Consider the following 24,159-nt stretch of genomic DNA (forward strand, 5'->3'; position numbering starts at 1 on the left):
CACCCGCCGCCAAAAAGCCGTTTACGCCGCCACCGTCACCGCCGCCGTTCCCGACGCCACCGTCAGCACGGTTTGAGACGCCACGGCCGGCAACGCCGGCGCCTTCGTGCCGTCCAGCGGCTTGAGCTTGTTGAAAACGCAACGCAACTCCGTCGCGGTCAAGGTCACTACCGCATACCCCTGCGCGTCAGTATCGATATAGCGCAGCCAATCCCCGTTGAACTGCCTCAGGGTGTCGTTGAACGTGTTCTTGATCACGTCGGCGGCTTCGCTGTAGATCAACTGCTTGGCGGGCGCGAAACTGGGATCGGTATCGACGACGCTCTTGAAATAGCTGAAGAACGAGTTGCTGGAGATGCCCGCCGTGACCAGGTCCACCATGACCGGCTTGGGCGTCGCCGCGTCGTAATCGTCCATCACGGGGCCGGCGAAGAAGGCGTGGATATCGCCCGTCAGCGCCACCAGATTGCGCACGCCGGTGTCGCGCACAAAGGCCATCAGATCCTTGCGCTCGGCGTTGTATCCATCCCATTGGTCCGCGTTCAGCACATACTCATCCAGCAGCAACGACGGCGGCAACTGCGCGTCCAGCAATGGCTTGATCTGTGCGGCAAACACGGCAGGGGGGATGCCCGCCTGCGCATTCAGCAATGCCGACAGCGCGGGATATGCCGTGACAGGCTTGCCGCTGCTGTGATCCGCGCCGGTCAGGTCTTGCACCAGCGCGGCGGTCATGAACGGCACCAGCGGCACCAGCGCGGGCTGCGCGGCTGCCAGGCCTTGGGCCAACAGACCGGACACGGCTTGCGTGCCATTGAACTGCATGCGCAGCAACGACACTTCGTTGCCCCACAGATTCCAGGACGTGGTGCTGGCGCCCAATTGCGCCTTCCACCAATCGCGCTGGGTATTGCCCAGGATGGAGACAGGCGTCAGCTGACCACCGGCGTTCGCCATCTTCAGCGCCTCGACCTGCGACAACAGGCGCTTCGGCACGAAGTAGCGGCTGCCGATCTCGCTGCCCACCTGCTGCTCGGGAATCACGTGATCAGCGCGGTAAAGGCGTTCGTCCGTCATCAGCAACGTGGCCAGGCTGCCGAAACGGAATGCGCGGTAGATCTGGATGTTCTGGAAAGACGGATTGGCCAGATCCAGCGACACATCGGCCGGCATGAATTCAAACCAGGCCTGGCTGGCGCTGCGGCGGCGCGACGTCCGGGGCGTCGCATCGTCGGCGACGTCATACGTTTGGCGATCCTGCCAGCAATCGTCCGAGAATTCGTGATCGTCCCAGATGGCGATGATCGGAAAGCGCGCATGCAAGGCTTGCAGGCGCGGGTCTGAGCGATAGCTGCGGTACAGGCTGCGGTAGTCGGCCAGCGTGGTGGCGTAGATCGCCCCATCCGCCCGCGCCGTGCCGTCGGGCAGCGACAGCGGCGCGTGCGCGCTTTCCACACCGCCGGTCTGAAAGCCCGCCTTGACGGTTTCGTATACGTAGTCGCCCAGATGCACGACAAAATCCAGGTCTTGCGCGGCCAGCTCGTCGAAGGCCGCCCAGTGGTTCACGCTCCAATCCTGACAGGAGATGAAGGCGAACTTCAGTTGCGCAACGGCAGCATTCTCGGCAGGCGCGGTGCGCGTGCGGCCCACGGCGCTGGTGCTGGCGCCCGCCACGAAACGGTAGAAATAGTTGCTGGCTGGGTCCAGCCCCGTGACCTTGTGGCGCACCGTGTGATCCCAATCGGGTTCCGCGCTGACGGACGCATCCACCAGCAATTGGGTGAAGGCCTCATCACGGGCCAACTGCACCCGAACCGCAACGGCTGCGCCGTCGTCACCGATCACGCGGGTCCACAGGATGATGCTGTCGGGCCTTGGATCGCCAGACGCGATGCCTTGCGGGTACTGGAAGCGCGCAGGCGTACCGCCACCGGGATCGCCACCGCCGTTGCCATTGTCATTGCCATCATCGTCATCGCTGCTATTGCAGCCGGCCAGGCCGGCGGTGGCGGCGGAGACGGTCAGGAAGCTGCCCCACTTAAGGAATTTTCTGCGGTCCATGTCGAGGAATGCCCCGGTAAGGCGGCGCCGACGTGCGGCACCGGGATGGAGGGATGGGGCAGGTGGCAACGCGCGGGCCAGCCGCCTGCCCTCGGCGCGGGTATTACCGCATTGGGGCGTTGCATGGACGTGACAAGTGGCCGGCCGCCACTCATCCGACAGGGTGGTTGATTCGTCATCTTGGCCTTGTCCGGCGGGCGGCGAACGGCGATTTTGTTAATTCGCCCATATTTCGACTTCACTGCACCGCCATGACATCCAAGCAAGTCCTTCCGAAGCCTACCCACACCGGCCTTCGGCTTTCCTGGCTGGCGCTGCTCCTGCAAGCCGGAATCTCAGTCGTCTACGTCTTTGGCCGGCCCGCCTACGCCCAGTCGGCCCAGCTGACTTATGACCTGCGCGGCGCCGACGGCACCTGTTGCTCAAGCGGCGGCCATCCAGACAATGGCCACGACGGCCAATGGGGGCAGCGCGACTTCGTCCAAGCAGACGGCAATCTGAACATCAACGCCCAGTCCCCCGGACAGACCGGCATCCTGATCAACGTCAGCGGCGGCAACGGCGGCAATGGCAGGGACTCGTCCACCAATCATTGGGGCGGTAACGGCGGCGGCGGACGGGTCATCGATTACACCCTCTCGGCCAGCCAGGTGACTGCCACCGGCCGCGGCATCGACCTCTATTCGGCTGGCGGCAATGGCGGCCTGTGGGGGAACGCCGGCGGACCGAACGGCGGCTACGGGATCGGCGGAGATGGGCATCAGGCGGGCATCACGCTGAACAACGCCACCGTCATCGGCACCGGCTTCGGCGTGGCGGTCCAGTCCTGGGGCGGCGCGGGAACCGACAGCGCCCTTGCTGACGGCTTCGACAGCGCCTACACCGCCGGCCACGGCGGCAGTGCGGGCGGCGCCACCGTCATCCTTCAGGGCACGACGTCGGTTACCGCGCGCGGCCCGGGACCGGATGCGGTCAGCGCCGGGGTGGGGCTGATCTCGGCGGGCGGAAGCGGCGGCACCGCCGAACACGCCGGCGACTTTGGCGGACATAGCGACGCGGGCCGGGGCGGCGATGCATCGACCATCACCTTCACGTCATCGGCAGGCTCCTCCGTCACCGGCCAGGGTGACGGCGTGTATGGCGTGATCGCGCGCTCCATCGGCGGCAACGCCTCCACCGCGAATGGCACCGACACCCAGGCCGCCGCGGGCGGCAACGCGGGCCAGGTCTCCATCACCAACGGGGGATCCATCACCGTCAATGGCAACCGCGCCATCGGCGTCTACGCGCTGAGCCAAGGCGGAAACGGGGGCAATGGCGGCGATGGCTCCTGGGCAGACGGCCACAACGGCGGCGCGGGCGGCACGCCCGGCGCCATCACGATCACCAATACCGGCACGATCACGACAGGCGCCATCGGCACAGTGGGCGCGAAAGGCATCCTGGCCAGCGTACTGGGCGGAGAAGGCGGGCCAGCAGGTGCCAACGGCGCATTCGGCCGAGGCGGCGATGGCGGGGCGGGGGCCGTCGCGGGCCAGGCGATCACGATCGTCAATGACGGGCGCATCAGCACCTTTGGCAATGACGCCGCCGCCGTCACGGTCAACAGCGCGGGCGGAGGCGGCGGCATGGCGGCCTCCAGCAATGGCATCATCGCCGTCGGCGGTGGCCATGGCGGGGCGGGCGGCAACGGCGGCAGCGTGGCGATGACCAACACCGGCGGCATCGACACCTCAGGCGACAACAGCGCCGCCGTGACGCTTCAGAGCATCGGCGGCGGCGGCGGCCTTGGCGGCGACGCCAACGCCACCGGCATCATCACGTCCGTCGCTATCGGCGGCACGGGCGGCGCGGCGGGCAATGGCGGGCTGGTCCAGTTCTCCTCGCAAGGCAAGGTCCTGACCCGTGCCGGCAACGCCTCGGGCGTGGTCCTTCAGAGTATTGGCGGTGGCGGGGGCAGCGGCGGATCGGCCACTGCCGTGGGCGTGGGCGTCGGGTTGAACGTGACGGTGGCGACCGGCGGCAAGGGCGGCAGCGGCGGGTATGGCGGCACCGTTTCGTTCACCCAGGCAAGCCAGGGGACGATCACCACGCTTGGCGCGCATAGCAATGGCGTGCTGGCGCAAAGCATCGGCGGCGGCGGGGGCAACGGCGGACTGGCCAACGCCCGCGCCATCACGATCGCACCGCCGCTGGGTGACAACCCCAGCGGAACCGTCACGCTTGCGATCTCCAATGGCGGCGTGGGACAAGGGGCCGGCGACGGCGGCACGGTCACGTTCGCCAACGACGGCCTCATCAGCACCGCGGCCGCGCAAAGCAATGGCATCGTGGCACAAAGCATTGGCGGTGGCGGCGGCAACGGCGGCGGCGTCCTGGCGCCGGTCAAGACACCGACCATCGGCAATTCGCTGATCGATCTTCAGCTCAGTGTCCGACATGGCGCACAGGGCGGAAGCGGTGGCAATGGCGGCCGCGTGCAGGCCGGCAATTCCAGCACCGGCCACATCGTGACCCTGGACACCGGATCGGCCGGCATCGTGGCGCAGAGCATCGGCGGCGGCGGCGGCAACGGCGGCATCGTCCAGGCGCATGACGCCAATTCGTTCAACGACATCCTGGGGTCGCCCGCCAATCTGGCCGGCTTGCTGGATAAGGCGGCCAGCTGGTTGGAGAACGGCCCGCAATTGGCGTTCAGCAAGGCGGTCAGCCTGTCGGTCGGCGTCACGACGGGCGGCAGCGGCGCTGGCGGTGGCGCCGCAAGCCCCTTCAATGTGCGCAATGACGGCACCATCTCGACAGCGGGAAATCACGCGCCCGGCATCATCGCGCAGAGTATTGGCGGCGGCGGCGGTAACGCGGGAATGATCGATTCGGCAGGCGCATCCACGCTGCTCTCCAGCATCGACGCGCTGATCAAGGCCGCCGAGTCGGGCGCGCAAAACCTGTTCACCCTCGCGCTGCCGCAAACCAACATCACCCACCAGAATGGAGGCAACGGAGGCTCGGGCGGCGCGGGCGGCGGCACGGCCTCGGACCCCGCCATCGTCGTGAACACCGGAACGATCACAACACAAGGGATCGGATCAGCAGGTATCGTCGCGCAGAGCGTTGGCGGCGGCGGCGGCAAAAGCACCGCCAGCGGCCAGGACCTGCAAGCGGTCGTTTCCGCCGGAGCAGGCGACAAGGCGCCAGCGATCATCGATCAGATCACCCGCATCATCAATCTTCTGGGCACGAAAGGCGGTTCCGTCCTGGGATCCTTGATCAACATGCAGAATGGCGGCGTGGCTGGGGCAAGCGGCTCGGGCGGCGTGGTCACCGTCGACGCCAGCGCCGCGACCAGCCGGATCGGCACGCAGGGCTATCAGGCGCCCGGCATTCTTGCCCAAAGCGTGGGCGGGGGTGGCGGCATATCGGCGGTCGACCAACCGCTGTACCTCTGGAGCGCAACCACCGCAACCCTCGCACTGGGAGCCGCGGGCGCCCAAGGGCAGAACGGGGAGACGAGCACGGGCGGCGCGGCAAACGTCATCCATGGCGGAACGCTCACGACGCAGGCGGGCGCCTCGGCCGGGATCATTGCGCAGAGCGTGGGCGGCGGCGGCGGCTTGAGCACACTGGCATTGCGCAACGCCAGCCTTGCCACCATCCAGCAAAGCGCGTCCCTGGCGATCTCGCTAGGAAGCGCATACCCTTCCGCCATCAATGAAATATTCACTACCAGCCAAGTGTCCGGTGGCGCCGTCAGCGTCAGCAACAACACCGGCAGCATCGCGACACTAGGGGTGTTCTCGCCAGGCATCATCGCGCAAAGCGTGGGGGGTGGCGGCGGGATGGCCGTCGCGTCGTCCAGCGCTTCGCTCACCAGCACCGATATCCAGCTGGGCAGCACCGCGACCAACGCCACCGGCCCGTATTCTCCCAACCTCACCGGCAGCGGCGGCAACGTCACTGTCGCGAATCTGGGCGGCATCATCAACACGAGCGGCGCGCTGTCCTTCGGCCTGCTGACGCAAAGCGTGGGCGGCGGCGGCGGGCTGGTCACGATAGACAATGGCGCCGGACCCGTCGCGCGCGCCGCGAACATCACGTTCGGATCCTCCTCGCCGATGATCGGAACAGGGGGAGTCGTGACCGTGACGCAAGACGTGGGCGGCAGCATCTTCACGTCCGGCACGAATTCGCACGGCATCGTGGCGCAGAGCATCGGCGGCGGCGGCGGCATTGCCGGACTGGCGACTCAGCCGGGCCTGACGACATTGAAGGCGGTTGCGTCCCCCGCCGTGGGTGGCGACGGCAATACCGTCAACCTGTCCATCGGCGGGATGGTTGCCACGTCCGGCAACGGCGCGGCCGGCGTGCTGGCGCAAAGCGTGGGCGGCGGCGGGGGGCTGACGGGCGACCAGTCATCGGCGCGATACACGACGAACCTCATACAAAACGCGGGGCTCACTGGCGGCGAAGGCAATGGCGGCAGCATCAATGTGACGGTGGTCACGGGAGGAACCGTCCAGACTTCCGGCGCGAACGCACCCGCGATCCTGGCGATGAGCATAGGCGGCGGCGGTGTCTTCAAGGACGGTGTCCTTTATCAATACAGCACCCCCGACAACCATCTGACGTACGGCGGGCCGATCACCATCAATCTGGGCCAGGCCGCGCAAGTCGCCGCCGCCGGCGCCAATTCGCCCGCCATCGTGGCCCTCAGCAACGGCGCCAACGGCGGCGGGCGGCCGATCTCGATCAACCTGGACCAAAACGCCCTGCTAAGCGCCAATGGCTCGTCCGGAACGGCCATTCTTACCATCGCGCCGCTGGCCAGCACCACCATCACCAACGCGGGCACCATCCAGGCCAAGACCGCCATCGACACGTCCGGCCAGACGGTCGTGAACAACAACGGCACCGTGGCAGGCGATGTGCTGATGGGTAGCGCCAGCACGTTCAACAATAATGCTGGCGGCACGCTGTACAGCGGCGCCCGCTTCCAAGGGGATCTGGTCAACGCCGGCACATTGAACCCCGGCGGACCTGGCGTGTACATGACGACAAGCCTCACCGGCACGCTGAACAACACGGGCGTCTACCGTCCGGACCTGGATTTCGGCGGCCATAACAGCGACTTCATCGCGGTGTCGGGCGCGTCGGTATTCAGCGGCACGGTCAACCCCGTGCTTCGCAACCCCGTGAAGAACGTGTGGCTCGGGATCGGCCATTTCGATGCGCCGCAGACCAGCGTCCCCAAGACCGCCAGCGACAGTCCTCTGTTCCAGTACGCACTGAAGAACAACGGCGGCGGCGGCGGCATGCGCGATCCGCTGATTTCCGTCGATGCCAACTTCACGCCATCGGCGTTTCCGATCAACGCGGATCGCACCGGCATCGCGAATTCGCTGCAAGGGCTATGGAACCAGGGAAACCGCAGCAGCGCATCCCTGTTCGACAAATTCACCGGCATACAGACCGCCGAGCAGTACCGCGATGCGTTGAACGGCGTTGCCCATGATGGCCAATTCGCCCGCGCCGCGAATCAGATTCATGCGTCCTACGCATCGATGAGCCGCATGATGAGCTGCCCGACCTTTGTCGGGGAAAGCACCATCCTGCGCGAAGGAAATTGCGTCTGGACGCGCCTGGACACCAACTGGACCGAGCGCAAATCGACCTCGGACGACGAAGGCTACCGCATCCGCCAAAGCACGCTGACGCTGGGCGCACAGCGTGAAATCGCCACCAACTGGTTCCTGGGCGGATCCATGAGCTATGCCTATGGCAAGACCTCTTCGTCATCCGACCTGTCTGGCAACAGCGACACCTTCTCGGGCGGGCTGGCCTTGAAGTACAACAATGCACCGTGGCAGATTGCCGTTGCCGTCCATGGCGGCGTCGAAAAGAGCAGGATGTCGCGCGGCACGCTGGACGGTGTGGCAAAAAGCAAACCCGAATCGTCCTTCCTGGCGGCCCGGTTGCGCACGGCCTATGAGTTCAGCCAGCCGTCCTGGTATCTGCGGCCCTATGTGGATCTGGACGTGAACCATATCCGGCAAGACGGTTATCGGGAGCAGGGCTCGGGGGTGTTCAACCTGAAGGTCCGGGGCAACGACACGACGTCCGTCATGGTTTCGCCCATGGTCGAACTCGGTGGACGCAAGGACTTGGACAATGGATCCACCTTGCGGTCCTATGTCGCGGGCGGCATGAGTTTCCTGAACGGCGGCGACGTCGTGACGACCATGCAGCTAAGCGGGTTCAACACGACGCCGTTCTCGTTGAGATCCGGGATGCCGAAGACCTACGGCAATCTGTCGGCCGGCCTGGAATACATCACGCCCAAGGGCATGGAACTGAAAACGGAATATGCATTGCGCGGCAACGGGCAGTACCGGGACCAGTCCCTGACGTTGCGCGCGGCCTACCGTTTCTGATCGAGAGGCCGCTTGGATCAACTACTTGTTGGTCCAGTGCCCCAGCCCGTTGTCATCGTAGAACTTGATGTCGAAACCTCGGGCCTGCCCCTGATCCATCTTGAAGGTGATGGACGCCAGCGAGTCGACAAGCTCGGCTTCGCCGACGGGCGCGAACGCAAACGTGTCGCCGTCCCAATGCCGCATGGGAAAGCGCATGCCCTTGGGGCCCAGCACCAACGTCAAGCCGCCCTCGGCTTCCTGGATGTCGGCGGCACCAAAATAGGCGTTGTCGAAACGGCCCACGTACTGCCGCAACGGCTTCGCCGGTGCCGGGTTTGCCGGCTTGGCCTGGGTGGACAGATCGGCCTGTGGTTCAAAGAACCCCTGCATGGCGCCGTGATAGGCAGCGAACCAATCGCGTGTGGGCTTGCCGTACAAGGCCGTATCGATGAATGTGGCCGCAACGGATTCCGCCGCCCCCACCGGGGCGCCGTTGGTCAGCACCACGATGCCGATACCGGCCGACGGCACGATCTTGAACGTCGTTCCCGTGCCCATCAGGAATGCGCCGGAATGCCCCATTGAAGGACGCCCGCCCAGTTCCGTATTGACGTTGAAGCCATAGCCGTAAAAGCCAGAGCGCGAATCAAGGTCATGTGCACGCGCGCTGAATGCCTGGGGAGACAGCGCGGGAAGCAGCGCGCCGGGGGCAATCATCGGCTTGCCTTGGTATTGCCCATCTGCCAACAGCAGCTTCAACCATTCCGCCAGATCAACGACCGTGGACGATACGCCGCCCGCAGGCGCTTGCTGGTCCGCGTCGCGCTGGCCCAAGGGCACAAAGACGCCTTTCTGATAGCCGTGCAGCACGGCGCGATTGCCGCGTGCCTCGAAGTCGCCGTAACGGTAGCTCGTCTCCTTCATGCCGAGCGGTTTGAACAACAAGTCATCGGCCAACGCTTCCCACGGTTGGCCCGCCGCGCGAGCGACCGCCTCCGCACCAATCGTCGTGCTGAAGTTCGCGTAGTGATAGGACGTCCGAAAGGCGTCCAGCGGCAATTGGCGCAGGCGCGCGATGACGTCGTTTCGCTTGAACCCCAGATCTTCCAGATCGTCCCCGGAGGTGCCCGGCAACCCTGAGCGATGCGCGAAGAAATCGCCGATCGTTCCGTGCTCCGATACATAAGCGTTGCTTAGCTTGAAGTCGGGCAGATACCGGGCCACCGGATCGTCCCACGCCACCGTGCCCTTTGACACCTCGATCGCCGCCACCGTCGCCGATAGCGACTTGGAGACCGAGGCAATCTGGAACACCGTCCGCGCATCCACGGGCGCATTTTTTCCCACCTCGCGCGTGCCGTAGCCCCGCGCCAGCACCGTCTTGCCATCGATGACCACGGCAACCGCCATGCCTGGCACGCGGCTGCGTTTCATGATGTCTTCAACAATTCCCGGCAAGTCCTTGACGGCCTTATCCTTGCTTGCCTTCGGGATCGCAATGACGTCCGCGGGCGGATTCGGTTTGTGCTCAATGGATATCGGCTGAGCCCCCGCCGCCATGGGCGCAAGGGAACCGCCCAGCGTAACCAGGCATGCCGCCGCGATAAGTGACTTTCTGTTTGTCATGATGCCCTCAGAATCCCGCTTGATAAGCGATGCGAAAAACGCCCTGGTTGATGCGTAGGGCCTGATCGCGTTGATGCGTCAGCCCCGCCTGCACAATGAAGCCGATAGGGGTGACATAGGTCACCGCCCCTGAAATCGCCCAATCGGTATCGTCCTGAAGCCCGAATTGCGCCAGCTTGCGTTCACTGCCGGACAGCTTGCGCACAGCGGCTGTCGCCGTCAGCTGCCAGCGGTCGCGCGACAGCGACACCGATGTCACGCCATTGCCGTTGGACACCGGCGCCCCCCGGAAGGCGCTGGAGAAAGTCGCCTCGTTGAACCAGCTGACATTCCATGCGTTGCCCAACGGGGCGTCGTAGCGCAGCCGGGCCGACACCGTGTTGGCGCTTTCGCCCTGGCCCGGATCCACGTGCAGCCGACCCGCATCCACTCCGCCCGACCACCGTTCCAGGCCCGGCAGGTCGCGAAAATCGTATGACAGGATGAACGACTTCAATTGGTCGCTGAACGCTGGCGGTTGGTCGGGCCGGATGAATCCCTGATCCAGGCTCAAGCGATGGTTCAGGCCGGTATCGTCACGCTTGAACAGTACCGCGGCCACGGAGTGTGTCCCGTTGCCCGCAGGCGCAAAGGTGTAGCGTCCGCCCAATCCAATCGACCCGCGAAACTCGGCGTTCTCGTTGAAGCCGCTATACAAGCCGTCGATGACATGCCAGGCGTCGCCAAAGCCAAGATCCATCTTGCCGCCATACAGCGCGTAGTTGTCGGCGGTATAGGCGGCGAACAGGTTGTCCAGATTGACGCCCAGGTCGGAAAACGCATTGTCTTTCGTTTCATTGGTCGACGAATTGAACGTGGCTTTCGTTCGGATCGAGAATTCCCGTGTCAGCTGCAAGACCAGCGCGGCTTCCGCCGTGGGCTGCACGCTGCTCCAGTGCGAACGCGGAATCTGCCCGTTGTCGTCCTTGATGCCAAAGAATTCGGTGTACCCGGTCATCAGCAGAAACCGGCCGTTCAAACGCGGATAGGCGGCATCTCCGTCGCCCAGTTCGCTGTAGGGCGTCAGGAAGATTTCCGTCTTGAAGATATCCCTGGCGTCTTGCGCGGACGCGCCTTGCATCGCCACTGCGCATGACGCCAGACAGGCAACCTTGCGGATCCATCGGCCCAATGACATGCCCCTCATCCGACATGGGACCGGCCCGCTCACCGCGCCAACTCAGCCGCCAGCTCACGCACCTGGGAATGGATATTCCCGAACATGGCGAAGTTCACCCGGCTGGCGACGACGAAGACGCCCAGGTCACGATTCGGCGACAGCACGGCATAGGTCATGAATCCGCCCAGGCCACCGCTTTTTCCCAGCAGCAACGGCGTTCCGTTGCGCGGCAGGGTCACCACCCAGCCCAGTCCCATGCCATCGGCGTCGGTGACTTCCGTCCCCACGACGGACTTCAAGCCGTCATACGGCAACCACAGCGCGTGGTCCAACGCAAAGGCCTCCTTCGCCTGCTTGGCGCCATCCAGATGCCACCGCATCCAGCGCACCATGTCGTCAGCCGTGGAATACAAACCGGCGCTGGCATACATGATGTCTGGCGCCGGCGCATTGGGATCCGGCTTGCCAAATGGGTCCAACCCGGTCATTAACCGCTTTTTCTGCGAATCATTCAGCGTGTTGGCCGTATCGACCAGGCCCGCCGGCTTCAGCACTTCGTCGGCCAGTACCGTCGAATAGTCCGCGCCACCCGCCTTCGCCAAGGCATCGCCCAGCAAGCCGAAGCCCAGGTTTGAATACAGCGTGGTGGTGCCGGGCACATAAGCGGGCTGATGACTGCCGACCCACTTCCAGTAGTACGCCCGGTCAAATGCCGCGAACGGATTGTCGGAAGGCTTCGCGTCCGGATCCGCCAGCTCACGCGGCAGGCCAGCGGAATGCGTGGCCAGGTCCAGCAGTGTCATCGGACGTCCATTCGTCTCGACGCGGGCCTGCGCCGGCGCATACTTGGCCAGCGGGTCGGTCAGCTTGAGCTTGCCCTTGGCCGCCAGCGAGGCCAGCACGTCCGTGGCGAACACCTTTGATACCGAGCCGATCCTGAAAACGGAATGTTTGTCGGGTTCAATGCCATTGCCCGGCGCGGTCTCGCCGTAGCCCTGAATCACCACATCATCGCCACGAACCACCGCGATGAGCAGGCCGGGCGCACCGCCATTGAGAAACAGCTGCATGCCGGCCATGGACACGGAATCCTGCAATGCCAGGTCCGTCGCACGGGCCTGACTGGCGCCCAGCACGCAGGCGGCGGTCAGGGCAAGGGTGGTAAAGCGCGATAGAACGCGAGACGCCAGCATGCCGATTCTCTCAAGGTAGCGCGGGGAACGGAAGTTCCGCCACATGCGGCGATGATCCCAAAAATCGACTCAGCGGCCACTTCCACAAGGACGAAACAACATGCCGGCATGACGAACTGCATATCAGGGGCCGCGGCGGGCCAACCGCCAGACTTATATCCCCATGCGCTCGCGCAGCAGTTTCCGGTAAGAGCGCGATACCGGCCAGGTGCTATCCACCGCCCGCATTCGTATCAGCCACTTGTCGACGCTTCTGCGGTCCACATCCATGACATGCAACGTGTTCGCAATGGCGGTTCGATGAACCCGGAAGAAGATCTTCTCCGGCAGCAAGGTCGACCACATGCCCAGCGCGCGCGAATCCAGCACCATCGATCCGTCCTCAAGCCAGATCTCGCTGTAGTTCCCCGCCGACCGCACGCCAACGATCGCGTCGGGCTGCACGCCCCGGACCACGCCGCGCATGCTCAGATACACCACCGACGTGGCGCTTTCGTACAACGTCGGCCTGGTGTGATCCCGGCTGTTCGCGTACTTGGCCTGCCCGATCAGATTGGCGCACTGGTACAGGGCATTGACCTCGTCGGCAGACCAGGTCCGGTACTGCGCGGTGGTATCGAAGCCGATGATGCCGTAGAGCTTCTTGTCATGGAAAATCGGCACGCTCAGTACGCTCTTGTTCCCCTGGCGCTGGAACTCGACCTGAATGGCCCGCGCGGTTCGTGGCAGATCGTCCACATCACGTATGGCCACCGCCTGGCCTTTCACCATGAACCGGTGCAGCCAGGCAATCAACGTCGTCGGCACGTCCTGAAGCTCGGCGACGAACGGCTGCGTCTGGCCCCGGCACCATTCGTGGGTATTGCGCAGGCGGAGCATGTCAGGACGATATTCAATCATCCAGGCCCGATCCACGTCCGATGTCTCGCCCATGAACGCAAGCAACTCCGATATGGCGTCATCGGCGGGACGTTTAAGCAGGCTCATCGCGCAGTGGTACAGCCAGTCCGATGACGGACTGGGTTCAAGTACGGTTGCGATGTGCGTCGTGTACTGACCAGCATCCTTCACGTGCGATTCCCTTGGGCGGCCGGATTGAGCCTTATCCAGGCGGCTGGCTGCCCAGCGCGCCAAGCGGGAATTTTCTCTCCGGTAACGGAGAATGACAAGAACTTGCGAAGGTGAATGATTGATGCGAAATACAAATCACTGTTTGTATTCAAAAACCAGGCCAAACCCCCTTACGCCGCAAGCTTGTCAGCTGCCGCCTGCAATCCGTTCAGAATGCTGTCGGCAAGCGACGGGGGAAATCCCTGCGGAAGCTTGGCCCGAACCGCGCGTACGACTTCCGGGGTGCGCACAATCAGATCATCGACGACGCATTGCGCCCCGCGGCCATCGACGGTCACAACGCCATAGCGTTCACCCATGGCCAGCCAATGGCGGCGACGGATATCCCGCATTCTCCAGTGCGCGCTCTTCGAGCGTACCGCCATGGCCATCTTCGCCTTGAATGGTGACAACTTTCCCGGACCTTCGCCCAGGAACGGAAGCGCCGAGATCACGTCGTACAGCGGCGTCAGTTCGTAGGCGCCACCGGGCCGCAGGAACAGGCTGAAGTTCTTCGCGTGGCCGTCTGTTGCGCACAGCATCCAGAACAGCACCTGCGCCTGAAAAAAAGTCCGTCTGTCATGCCCCACCCGGCTGGAAGTTTCCAGCAGGCGCATGATCCGATCCATTCCGGGGCCGCCATCGGCCTCATGCTTCAAATGCGGCGGCGTGGCCGTGGCCTGGCACATGTCCTCTTGCGGCAATCGAACCATCCAGGATGCTTCGCCGTCGCGCTCCCACCACATTCGGTCAAAGCGCTTCACCGCAAGCACCTTGATGTCTTCGAACATCAGTGGCTCACTGTGTGCGACCGGCAGTCCGTAGGCCGCCAGAATCTCCAGACACAGCCATTCGTTTTCAACGGATTCGCTCAGGTCGAGTTTCATGTTCCCGACCAAACCCATCGGCAGTTTGAGGATGTGCGACGTTGGCGTTGAGCCTTGCGGCCGGCACCATTGCCCGTCAAAACGCAACAAGGCCGTCTTCTCCTGCGCACCCGCGATGGAAATGCGGAACTCGTCGGCCTTGGCATCAGGCGATTCCAGCGCTGCTGGCGCTACCGTTCCACGCAATAGCATCGCCACCTGGGACTCGCTCAGCGGCGTTGCCTGTACTGACTTCACATCAACCGGCTGCTCTTTTTCTGGAAGTATCTGTAGGGCGCCCACGCAATCGCGTCCCACTTCAGACAACAGGTCAAAGGCGTCCGTCGAACCGGCTCTATAGCGGCGCGCGACACGTTCGCGGATGTCCTTGCTGTCCGGCAATAAGTTCTCAAAGTATGCGCGGACGGCGTCACCGCGATGCGGTGCGTTGCCAGGGGTGAAGGGCAGCGACAACGACAACGGCCGGCCCTGCTCTGAGGCGACCCAGTCGTTGTCGTACTGTAGTGTTTCGCCGGCGTGGGGCAGAATGCGCCACAAGCCAACGAACGAGCCATTCATCCAAAGACCCAGAGTCCGCGTATGAGAGCGCCGCCCCATGGGATCACCAATTCGGTCCAGAGGGCGTCTGGTGCGGCGCATCGCCGGCTTCCCGTAGGACGAGTTCAACCCCCAGGATGTTCAGAAGGCGCAACAGGCGGTCAGTGCTGACCTTCTCGGCATTACGCTCCAATGCGGAAAGTGTCTGCTGAGTGACCCCAAGCCGAAGCGCAACGTCGGACTGGGTCAAGCCGGCCTGCTTGCGGAATCCCTGAAGGAGCGCCGGCAACTGCTCTGCGGTACGAACCGTAAAGTCGGGCATACAAACCTTAAGCTGTGTTCCGATGCCGCTGAGCTTAGTTTGCCCCTTTGAAATACACAAGATAGGTTGTATATTCAAAATACAGTTTTTGATTTGTATTTCAGATATACAACTTATAGGCTGTTGAAAATTCGCATGACGTGCCAGCCGGGTGCGCCGACACCGCCGCCGTTAGCGCAACGCGCCCACCTCAAGGGCGCTAGCCCCGCAGGCCTGCACCAGCTCTGCATCGTGGCTGGCGAACAGCACCACACGGTCTTGGGACCAGGTCTTGAACAATTCGGCCAGCGCGGCGCGCGCCTGCGCGTCCAACCCGCTGCTGGGGCCGTCCGCGATCACGACAGCCGGTTCGCCCAAGGCAGCGGCCGTCAGGAAGACCTTGCGGCGCGTTCCCGTGGACATCTGTTCAAAACGCTTGTCCAGGTGCGGTTCCAGCCCCAGGCGGCACGCCACATCAAGCACGGCGTCGTCTAGCGTTGCGCCCTTTTCGGAAGCCACTTGCTCAAGCAAGCCTCGCCCCGTCAAGGTGGGAAACAGCAAGCAATTGTCGGGCACATAGGCCAAACGGGCTTTGGCTTGCAACGGCGCGTGGGTCAGCGAATGCCCGTCGATCCAGACGTCCCCCGCATCCGGCGCGATCACGCCCGCGATGATGCCCAGCAGGCTGGACTTGCCGGTGCTGTCTTCTTCACATAGCGCCATGCATCCCGGCGGGAAGGTATGCGTCAGGCCCTGGAAGACAAGATGGTCGCCGTAGCGTTTGCTGAGATTGTCGATGCGTAGCATGCGGGGATTTTATGGTGTCGGACTGCAATTGGCGGAGTTTTATTCACGGCCGCTGGGCGCGTCGGCGGCAAACCGCAAGAGGTATCCATCCGGATCCTGCACCAGAAATTCCTTGCACGACGACCAGCCAGGACCCACCCGGTAGCGCTTTTCCTCGATGGGCCGAAAGAGCGGCCAATTGGCCTTCCCCAGGGCCTCAACCATGGGTTCCACACGGTCCACCTGCATCTGAAGGTTGATCCCTCTTCCGAAGGGCAGTTCAAGCGGAGCCGTGTCCCATTCATGGTTTAACTGGCAAAGCATGACCTGAAGCGGGCCACGCTCCAGATACGCGAAACCCGCCTCCGGCCGCGCATAGGCAATCTCGAATCCCAGCAGCCGGCACCAGAAATCAAGGCTGGCTTCCAGGTTGGAGACGTCCAGCTCGGGCACCATGGCCGCGAATCCCCCCGTGGGCAAGCGCCCTTCGGACGACGCGCCGTTGCGTTCTTGTTGATCCATTCCCTACGTCCTGGCTTCTTATTGGCCCGCCAGTATTACTCAGATGACGCCATTCATCCAGGGCAATCCGAGCCGGTGCGCGAGCTTGGCAATGGCGTATCGCCCGTCGTATTGCCGGCAAACTTGCGGATTTTCTCTGCCAGTTCCGGCGTTGGCCGCTCATAGCCGTAGCAATAGGGCGGCGTCGGGGCCGACTCGGGGCGATAGTCCTCCAGCACCGGCTTCGCGTCGCCCAGGTACAAATTGTCTTTCAGGCGCAAGAACGCCTTGTAGTCCCGCGTGTAGCCATGCTGGCCCTTCAATTTTTCGTAGGCGCCGCGATCGGATTCGCCGTTGTCCAGCGCACTGCGTGCGGAGGCAATCGGGATATAGCGGCAGTAATTCACATTGACGCCTTCCACCGTGGGGAAAAACTCGGGCTCCACGCATTTGCGCTGCTTGTCGTTGTTGAAGATGTTCCCTTCAACAAAGGCCTTGGCCTCCAGGCTGAAACTCATGCCGTAGAAATCCCAGTTCTCCAGAAGGTTGTTGAACAGGTGGAACGTGCCGAATTGCCCTCTCGGATTGCGCTGCACGGTATTGAAGAAATAATTGTGGTGCAAGGTCACGCGCGCAATCGAATCGCGATCGTAGTTCTGGAACAGGTTCTTCGAGGTAATGTTGTTCAGCAGCATGACCTTGTTCGAGTTATGGAATTTCGTCCATGAGATCGTGACGTCGGTCGAGCCGTTCTTCACATTGAGCAGCCGGTCAGACATCCGCGAGAGATCAAGATGGTCGACCCAGACATCGCGACTGCCATTGGCGACGTTCACCGCTTGCGTCAGCCGGTTCAAGCGCCCATCTATCGTCAGATGCGTGAGGATGACGTTCCTGCTGCCATACACGCCCAGCCCGTCGTCGATCAAGGCCACCTGTTTACCGCGTCCGTCGATCGTGATGTTCGACGGCACGCGCAGCTGCGAATTCAAGACGATCGTCATGTCGGACGCAAAGCGGATCCAGGTAGGCCCTTTCTTGGCTTGCTCCAACGCTGCGCGCAGCGTTCCCGGTCCGGCGTCCTTGTCGGACGTGACCTCGACAAACCTGCCCCCCAGGCCGCCGGTGGCGCGGGCGCCGTAGCCTTCCCGTTGTTGCAGCAGCGAGGCCACGAACGCACAGTGTTCATCCGGACTCTTGCAGGATTCTTCCGCGACGGCGGCCCCCCCGTGCAACACGGCCAAGGCAAGCAGCCAACGCACCATCTTCGTTCCTGACTTCATCGAAACACTCCCTACTGCTACGCGGATCGATCGGCTGACGTCACATGGCGCCAGATTCCCCCGCTAAGACGCAGGTTCTCCGGGGGACCGGCCACATGTTCGCGAAGCCGTTCAAAATAGGCCTTCTGCCACCGCTGCGAATACGCATCTGCGTCTTCGCCCGGGTTGACGGCGGGCAGCATCTCCAGCGTATAAGCCACGTGGCCATTCTCCCAGCGCGGCGCGTAGAACACCGAAGGCACGCCAAGACGGTGCGCCAAATGCGAGGCAAAACTGGAATACGTGACTTCCTGCCCCTCGAAAATGGCTCGCGGAGCCGCCGGGTTGGCCGCGCCGTCTATGGCCAGACACAACACGTTGCCTGATCCCAGTGCGCGCATGCAGGCCTTGGCGACCTGCGCCTCGGTCTGGTCCGCGGTCGAAATCAAGGCAGCGGCATAACTGCTCTGGGCAATGCGAGGCGCCGTCGCAAGCCAGCGCGACGGAATGCCAAGCAGTTCCAAGGCCATGAGCCCGGCATACATGGGACCCACGTGCGCCGTGGCCACCACGACCCCTCGTCCAGCCGCCAACAGCGGCGCGAAGAAGCGCTCGCCCGTGTCGAGCTCGCCGAGCAGCTGCATGGCCTCCTCGACACTCTCTTCCCGGCATTCCAGCCAGTCGAATAGAAGATGGTCCACCAGATGGCCCCAGCGCGCCCGGCGCTCCCATTGCGCGCGATCGGCATGGACATCACCGCGCAGCGACCACGCCCAGTCCAGACGCGCCTGGGGTATCGGCGCCGTATCCAGCCGTTCCTCCAGCTGATCCATGGCCTCCTGGAAGGTTTGTGGAAGGCGCGTGCTGCGATTCGCGACATACTTCCCAAACAGTGCTTCGGCCTCTTGCTTGCGACCCGCCTGCGACAGCGCGCCAATGGCCGCCCGCTGCCAGAGCAGCTTGTCAGGGGTTTTCTCCACCAGCTTCATCAGCTGGTCGGCGGCATCGTCGTACCGCAAGGTATAGCGCAGCGCGCGCGCGTAGAGGGCGCGCGTCTGTTCCAGTTCCGGCGCCAGATCGATGGCCTGCGCAAGCGGCACCACGGCCTCCTTGTAGCGTCCGGCACGCAGCAAGGTTTCACCATAGAGCGACAACAACCTGACATCCGCCGGCGACGCCTTCAAGCCTGCCTCGAAATGCGTCAATGCATGCATCTTGCGATCCTCTTCGGTGCCGCGCCGAAGGTGCGCCAGCCCAAGAGACGAACGCAATGCCGCGCAATCATGGCCTGCGCTCAATGCCGCGCTGCCGAATTGGATCGCGGCCTGCGTCCTGCCATCCTCCATCAAGGCACGGACGGCCATCGTCGCCACACGTTCGTTCGGCAACGCTCCCGGGTCCAGTGCCGCTGCAATGCCTGCCGCTTCAGCCACGTCGCCATTGCGCACGAAGGCCAGCATCCAGAAATACGCTTCGCCAGGCTCGTTCTGCGCCATCCCGAGCGTCGCGCGCGCGACTGCGGCGGCGTCCGCCAACCGTCCCGCCTGGACGCGCAATTGAATCCGCGCGGCATGCACTGCCACGGCATTGGGCTCGATGTCGGCGGCGGCATCCGCCTCAGTGATTGCGCGGTCCCACTGCTCCGTGCGTCCCAACAAGCTCGCAAGGGTGCGGCGGTCATCGATGCGCGACGGATAGGCCGCGACGAGCTTCTCCAGCGCGGCAATCGCTGGCGCGAACTTGCCTTCTCGCACAAACGGCGACACCAGCAATCGGCGCACGTCGCGCCAGCCCTCGCTTGCCTGTGCCAGCGCGGGGTCCAACGCCGCCATGTCGCGCACGGGATCGGGCGCGGAATGGATTGCCTTGATCACATCACGCAACCGAGCCGTGGCGTCGGCGGCGGATTGACGGTTAGCCGCAAGCGTATCAACCATGACGCAGCCCCCTCAACAACGCCATCGCCACACGGGCCATGAACATCAATACAAAGCCCAGTGCCAATGCTTGCAACAGCAGAATCGCCGTGCGCGGGCTGCTGGGCCGATCCGTCGGGACGGGTTGCGCAATGATGGACAGGTACCGTTGCAAGCGCAGCGCGTCCGTCATGGCCTGCTGGTACGACTGCTGCGCCAGGGTCAGGTTCGAGTCCGCGAACGCCTGGGTATTTCTCAGCGCCTCGTACGATTTCAGTTGCTTGGCTTCCGTATTGCCTTCGCCGCTCAAGCGATGGCGAACCGCCGTGAGGCGCTTCTTCAAGGCCACGACCTGCATCTCGGCAGGCTTCAGCATGAAATGGTCCTTGTTGCCAATCGCGCGGATCTTGTCCAGATTGATCTGCGCGCTGCTAAGTTCCGCTTCCAGTTGGCTGGACAGGTTCAGCAGCATGGCCACCGTGGCCGTCGGATCAATGTTGCCATGGGTGGTGCGCCACGCGGTCAGGGCTTCCCGGGCGGCAAGCGCCTTCTGTTCGGCCAGCTTCACGGATTCCTCGCTGACCTTCAATTTGTCGGCAACGCCCTTTTCATTCATGGAACTGACGAACTCTTCCGCCAGCCCGATCAACGCCTTCGAGATGGTTGCGGCATCTTCCGAAGAGAACGCACTGACACGCAATACATCGATCTGCTCCAGCGCATTGAACGAGACCTGAACCGACGCCTGATAAGCGCGATACAGATCATCTTCGCTCGAATCCTTGGACAGATGATTGAGCGGATCCATTCCCGCATTGACCAGATAACGGCGCAGGTCAATCTTCTTATCAAGCTGCTGCATGCTGTCGCGCGACTTCAGGAAGTCGGCCACCGCCCACCCATCCACGAAGCCCCCCAGCATGCCGCCGGCGTTGCCAGTGGTCAGCAGACTGGCCGCCGCTCCGCCGCCGCCTTGTTGGCCGGACGCTGACTGCACGAAGAACCGGGATTCCGCTTCATAACGAGGCGTTGCGACGCAGAGCGCATAGACCAGGGCGCACGCGACCGGCGCGATGACAATGATGGCATTGATCCAGCGGTGGCGGCGGCGCTCGCGCAGCGACGACTGCCGTTCGCGGCGGCGGCGTTCGATCTCGGATCCGCCCTCAGAGGCCGATCCCGTCCTCGAAGCCGCCTCCGAAGACATCGTCGCCTGCGCCCGATTCGCTCCTTGATCGTCTTGGGGGGAACCTGCTGATGCACTGGTCGAGGTCGTCTTCGATGCTGAGCGAGCTTCGTTCATAGATCAAGCCTTTGAAGCAATAGTCCGCCAACTGATTCTGGCGATAACTGGAAAAAATGAGTGTCCGGCCAACCAACCGCTCTTCAAACAGAGCAAGCCAGAGGCGGGTGAAACGGCAAGGCTCGAAAGGGATGGACCCTTCGATCACGTAAACATCAAACGCGGGCGCCAGGGCCAGCGCGAATGAAAATTCCTGCCGTGCGTGGAGTGGCCAATGCTCCATGGGCCTGGCCAGGAATTTGGGATCGCTGACCAGGTCAGCCACCAATTCGTACGTCGCATCCACATCGATCTCGTACATCTCGCATACGAACTCGATCATGCTCAGACCGCTGGCCTTTCCTCGGATGAAGCCTTGCCGGCCGATGGCCCACGAGACATTTCCATCGTGCTTGACGAAGCCCCGGCGGGGCGGACGCAGGCAACACAACACATCGACAAGCTGGCGATGCATTTCCGGCGCGGACGACAGCAAGGCATACCGCCCGACCGGGATATCAAGATCGACATTGGCAAGCAGCGGCTGCCTGCTGCCAAATGCATAGGGTTCGTCAGTGACGCCATTGAGATGGATCATCTTCCTCCCTCACATCGGCTGAACATTGGGGCGGGCAAGACGCTCTGCCGCCAAAGCGACCACCATCAGGAAAACCAATGCAGTCAGGAAATAGCCCAGGCTCGCATCCTGCGATTCATAGGCATTGAAATAAGCCGAGCGCAGCAGCTGCATGCCGTGCGCGAACGGCGACCAGAGCATCCAGGGACGCAATTGTTCCGGCAACTGTTCCGACACGAAAAAGACGGCCGAGAAAATCTGTAGAAATCGCTCGATGATGGGTGCAAGCCTCAGGAAGAAATGCCAGAAGGTCGCAATCGCGCCGAACAGCACGCCCATCGCGGCACCAAAGCACCCCATCAGCACGACGTAAAGAATGAATCCCGCCCAGCTTTGCGGCAGCGTGATGAGTTCCAGCGCGTGGCCGGCACTGATCAGTACCGCAAACACCACGAGATACACCGATACGTAGATAAGCGCCTGCACCAGCGCGCACATCAATGGCGTCACCCCCTGAAAGTTCAGCACCCCACGGGCCGACACATAAGCCGTGCTGCTTCTGAAGACAATCTGCCGGAACATGATCCAGGTCGTTGCCCCCAACAGCGAGAACGTCTGCACATCCATGCCAAGGATGTAATGCGTGCCCATCAGGATATACAGCGATGAAATCAGCGTCAGCAGCACGACGGGGCCCACCAGGGACCACAGCAACGCAATCCGGCTTTCGCCGTGGATCACATTCAACTGATAGATGAACATCGCCATCAGCGTGCGGCCCACCGGCCGGCCACGACCCGCACTGCCGGGATGATGCCCTTCGTGCAAGACGTTCAAACGGTCCCTCAAGATCGCGAGATCGCTCGCCTCGTCTCGGGACACCTCGATTTCCAGCGCAATGTCGTTGCGGGAGGCATGACGGCGCGCGTCGCGCGCCTCGTCCTGTTTGCGCCGCTCGACGCGCCGTGCGTGCGCCGCGGCCAGGCGCTCGTCCTCCGCCACCAGCTTGGCCGGCATGTAGCCCGGCGCGAACACCTCGACGCCCGCACGGACATCCTGTTCAAGCAGGCGCACGATGATGCGCAGGCGCCGTCGTGAGAAATCGGCAAGCGTTTCATCGACCGCGCTGCGCGCAATCTCGGCATCCAGCTCCGCCTGCACGGCCTCGTACACCGCGCGCCTGGCGGCCACGGAATCATGCGGCTCGCCTTGTAGGCGCGCAAGCAAAGGCTTGAGCAAGACCGCCGGCGTGGCCTTTGCTTCAAACAGCGCGGCGGGATCCAGGCGCCAGTCAGTGACGCCCGATCCTACCGTGTAGTTGCCATCCTTCCGGCGCGAGCGCCAGCCCTTAATCCGGTCCTCGTTGCTCGTTGACACGCTATTGAGCTACGCCGGAAGAACTGGAGCCCGAATCGCTATCGATTGCTCGCGTGGCGCTGAAGCCGGCGCTCATGGTGACGCGGAATGCCGACAAGACCTTCTGCACCTGCGTGAACGGGGCATCCGAGATATAGATCGCCTGGCCTTCATGCACGGTGAATTCGCGGGCCAGCGCCACCTGCTCCGGACGGGTCAAGTCGAACTGATAGACAACCGGCAGCAGGTCCTCTTTGCCTTCGACACCGGCTTTTGCAGGCGTGAACAGGAACACCGAACGCGGATCCGCCAGCTTGTCGTCAAGACCTCTGGAATCGGCCAGCGCATCCAGCACGCTGTAATTGCGCTTGCTGATCGCCACACGCCCTTGATTGCCGGCAGCGCCCAACACGGTCAGATACTCGCGCGAGTCATAGGCGGTGATGACATCGCCCGCACGCAACAGGATGTCGTTGTTCTGGTTGCGGTAGATATCCGACAACCGCACCGACGCCACTTGATTGTCGCGGCGCAGGCTGATGACCAGCTGCTCGGGATTGGTCTGCACCGGCGCAGCCTGCGCCAGCGCGCTGCTCAAGCGCTGGGAAGTCTGCGTGATGGGATACATGCCGGGCTTGGTCAGGTTGCCCTGCACGGTCACCATCTGTCCGCGCGCGTCAGTGGCTCGCGTGACACTGACGTCTGCGCCGACGACGAGCTTGCTCAGCCGCGCCACCACGGCGTCATGCAGCTGCCCCAGCGTCAAGCCTTGCGCCCGGAATTTTCCAAGAATGGGAAAAGAGACATTGCCCGACCGGTCAATCTCCTGATTTCCCAGGTCGCTCACCCCGGAGGGATCCGCGGCGAACACACCCAGGCCGCCGCGCTCCCAGACCTTCACGTTGATGCCGTCGCCTGGAACCAGGCTATCGAATCCGGCCTGCGTGAGATCACGATACGGCACGGGAAAATCGGCAACCTCGGGCACTCTGCTCTTCTGAGCGAGTTCGCGCGAGACCGGCATCACAATGACGTCCTTGTCGTCATGAGCCCCCGTCATTTCGTTCAACATCGGACCAGAACGCGGCAGCTGGCAACCCGTGAGTGTCAGTGCGGCAAGCAGCACCATGGCCAGGGCCGCGTGCCGCCGCAGGCCCGAAGCCGGGACGTTCATTTGCATACAATCCTTTATCTT

At 63.2% G+C, this 24,159-nt stretch carries 16 protein-coding genes; 1 reads left to right on the top strand and 15 read right to left on the bottom strand.

From position 1 onward, the window contains the following. Window positions 1–21: 21 nt before the first annotated feature. A complete protein-coding gene (locus HV753_RS16965; protein WP_175175670.1) occupies window positions 22–2,061 on the bottom strand; it encodes an alkaline phosphatase D family protein in 2,040 nt (679 codons plus the stop codon). A 251-nt stretch (window positions 2,062–2,312) separates the two neighbouring features. On the opposite strand from HV753_RS16965, the gene HV753_RS16970 reads away from it, so the two are divergent. Next, a complete protein-coding gene (locus tag HV753_RS16970; protein WP_175175671.1) occupies window positions 2,313–8,489 on the top strand; it encodes an autotransporter outer membrane beta-barrel domain-containing protein in 6,177 nt (2,058 codons plus the stop codon). Between the two features lie 21 nt (window positions 8,490–8,510). Here HV753_RS16970 and HV753_RS16975 read toward each other — a convergent pair whose 3' ends face one another. The 14 genes from HV753_RS16975 to HV753_RS17040 all read right to left on the bottom strand — a co-directional run bounded on the left by HV753_RS16975 (window position 8,511) and on the right by HV753_RS17040 (window position 24,144). Further along, window positions 8,511–10,097: a serine hydrolase gene (locus HV753_RS16975; RefSeq protein WP_175175672.1), complete on the bottom strand. Its 1,587-nt coding sequence runs from the start codon at window positions 10,095–10,097 to the stop codon at window positions 8,511–8,513. 7 nt (window positions 10,098–10,104) lie between these two features. After that, window positions 10,105–11,274: a hypothetical protein gene (locus HV753_RS16980; RefSeq protein ID WP_217481483.1), complete on the bottom strand. Its 1,170-nt coding sequence runs from the start codon at window positions 11,272–11,274 to the stop codon at window positions 10,105–10,107. 29 nt (window positions 11,275–11,303) lie between these two features. Beyond that, window positions 11,304–12,449, bottom strand: a complete 1,146-nt coding sequence (ampH, locus tag HV753_RS16985) for a D-alanyl-D-alanine-carboxypeptidase/endopeptidase AmpH (RefSeq protein WP_175175674.1) — start codon at window positions 12,447–12,449, stop codon at window positions 11,304–11,306. A 153-nt stretch (window positions 12,450–12,602) separates the two neighbouring features. Beyond that, window positions 12,603–13,520, bottom strand: coding sequence for a GAF domain-containing DNA-binding protein (locus HV753_RS16990; RefSeq protein WP_246288303.1), 918 nt, complete (start codon window positions 13,518–13,520; stop codon window positions 12,603–12,605). Between the two features lie 170 nt (window positions 13,521–13,690). Continuing rightward, window positions 13,691–15,043: a type II toxin-antitoxin system HipA family toxin gene (locus tag HV753_RS16995; RefSeq protein WP_175176196.1), complete on the bottom strand. Its 1,353-nt coding sequence runs from the start codon at window positions 15,041–15,043 to the stop codon at window positions 13,691–13,693. Between the two features lie 4 nt (window positions 15,044–15,047). Then, window positions 15,048–15,305, bottom strand: a complete 258-nt coding sequence (locus tag HV753_RS17000) for a helix-turn-helix domain-containing protein (RefSeq protein ID WP_175175675.1) — start codon at window positions 15,303–15,305, stop codon at window positions 15,048–15,050. Between the two features lie 171 nt (window positions 15,306–15,476). Beyond that, entirely contained in the window at window positions 15,477–16,091 is a 615-nt protein-coding gene (locus HV753_RS17005) for an ABC transporter ATP-binding protein (protein ID WP_175175676.1), read from the bottom strand. 39 nt (window positions 16,092–16,130) lie between these two features. Continuing rightward, window positions 16,131–16,592 carry a bleomycin resistance protein gene (locus HV753_RS17010; RefSeq protein WP_175175677.1) on the bottom strand — a complete coding sequence of 154 codons (462 nt, stop codon included), beginning with the start codon at window positions 16,590–16,592 and terminating at the stop codon, window positions 16,131–16,133. 53 nt (window positions 16,593–16,645) lie between these two features. Next, window positions 16,646–17,854, bottom strand: a complete 1,209-nt coding sequence (locus tag HV753_RS17015; RefSeq protein ID WP_175175678.1) for a pectate lyase family protein — start codon at window positions 17,852–17,854, stop codon at window positions 16,646–16,648. A gap of 17 nt (window positions 17,855–17,871) precedes the next feature. Next, window positions 17,872–19,770 carry a tetratricopeptide repeat protein gene (locus tag HV753_RS17020; RefSeq protein WP_175175679.1) on the bottom strand — a complete coding sequence of 633 codons (1,899 nt, stop codon included), beginning with the start codon at window positions 19,768–19,770 and terminating at the stop codon, window positions 17,872–17,874. Then, on the bottom strand, window positions 19,763–20,956 hold the full coding sequence (locus tag HV753_RS17025; RefSeq protein ID WP_246288304.1) for a KpsE/RkpR family capsule polysaccharide export protein: 1,194 nt from the start codon (window positions 20,954–20,956) through the stop codon (window positions 19,763–19,765). The genes HV753_RS17020 and HV753_RS17025 overlap by 8 nt, the downstream gene beginning before the upstream one ends. Beyond that, window positions 20,916–21,629 carry an ATPase gene (locus HV753_RS17030; RefSeq protein ID WP_175175680.1) on the bottom strand — a complete coding sequence of 238 codons (714 nt, stop codon included), beginning with the start codon at window positions 21,627–21,629 and terminating at the stop codon, window positions 20,916–20,918. The genes HV753_RS17025 and HV753_RS17030 overlap by 41 nt, the downstream gene beginning before the upstream one ends. Before the next feature lie 9 nt (window positions 21,630–21,638). Further along, a complete protein-coding gene (locus HV753_RS17035) occupies window positions 21,639–22,985 on the bottom strand; it encodes an ABC transporter permease (protein ID WP_175175681.1) in 1,347 nt (448 codons plus the stop codon). Window position 22,986: 1 nt separating this feature from the next. After that, window positions 22,987–24,144 carry a polysaccharide biosynthesis/export family protein gene (locus HV753_RS17040; RefSeq protein ID WP_175175682.1) on the bottom strand — a complete coding sequence of 386 codons (1,158 nt, stop codon included), beginning with the start codon at window positions 24,142–24,144 and terminating at the stop codon, window positions 22,987–22,989. Window positions 24,145–24,159 lie beyond the last annotated feature (15 nt).

This window comes from Achromobacter pestifer, from assembly GCF_902859625.1.
GTDB classification, from domain to species: domain Bacteria; phylum Pseudomonadota; class Gammaproteobacteria; order Burkholderiales; family Burkholderiaceae_B; genus Achromobacter; species Achromobacter pestifer.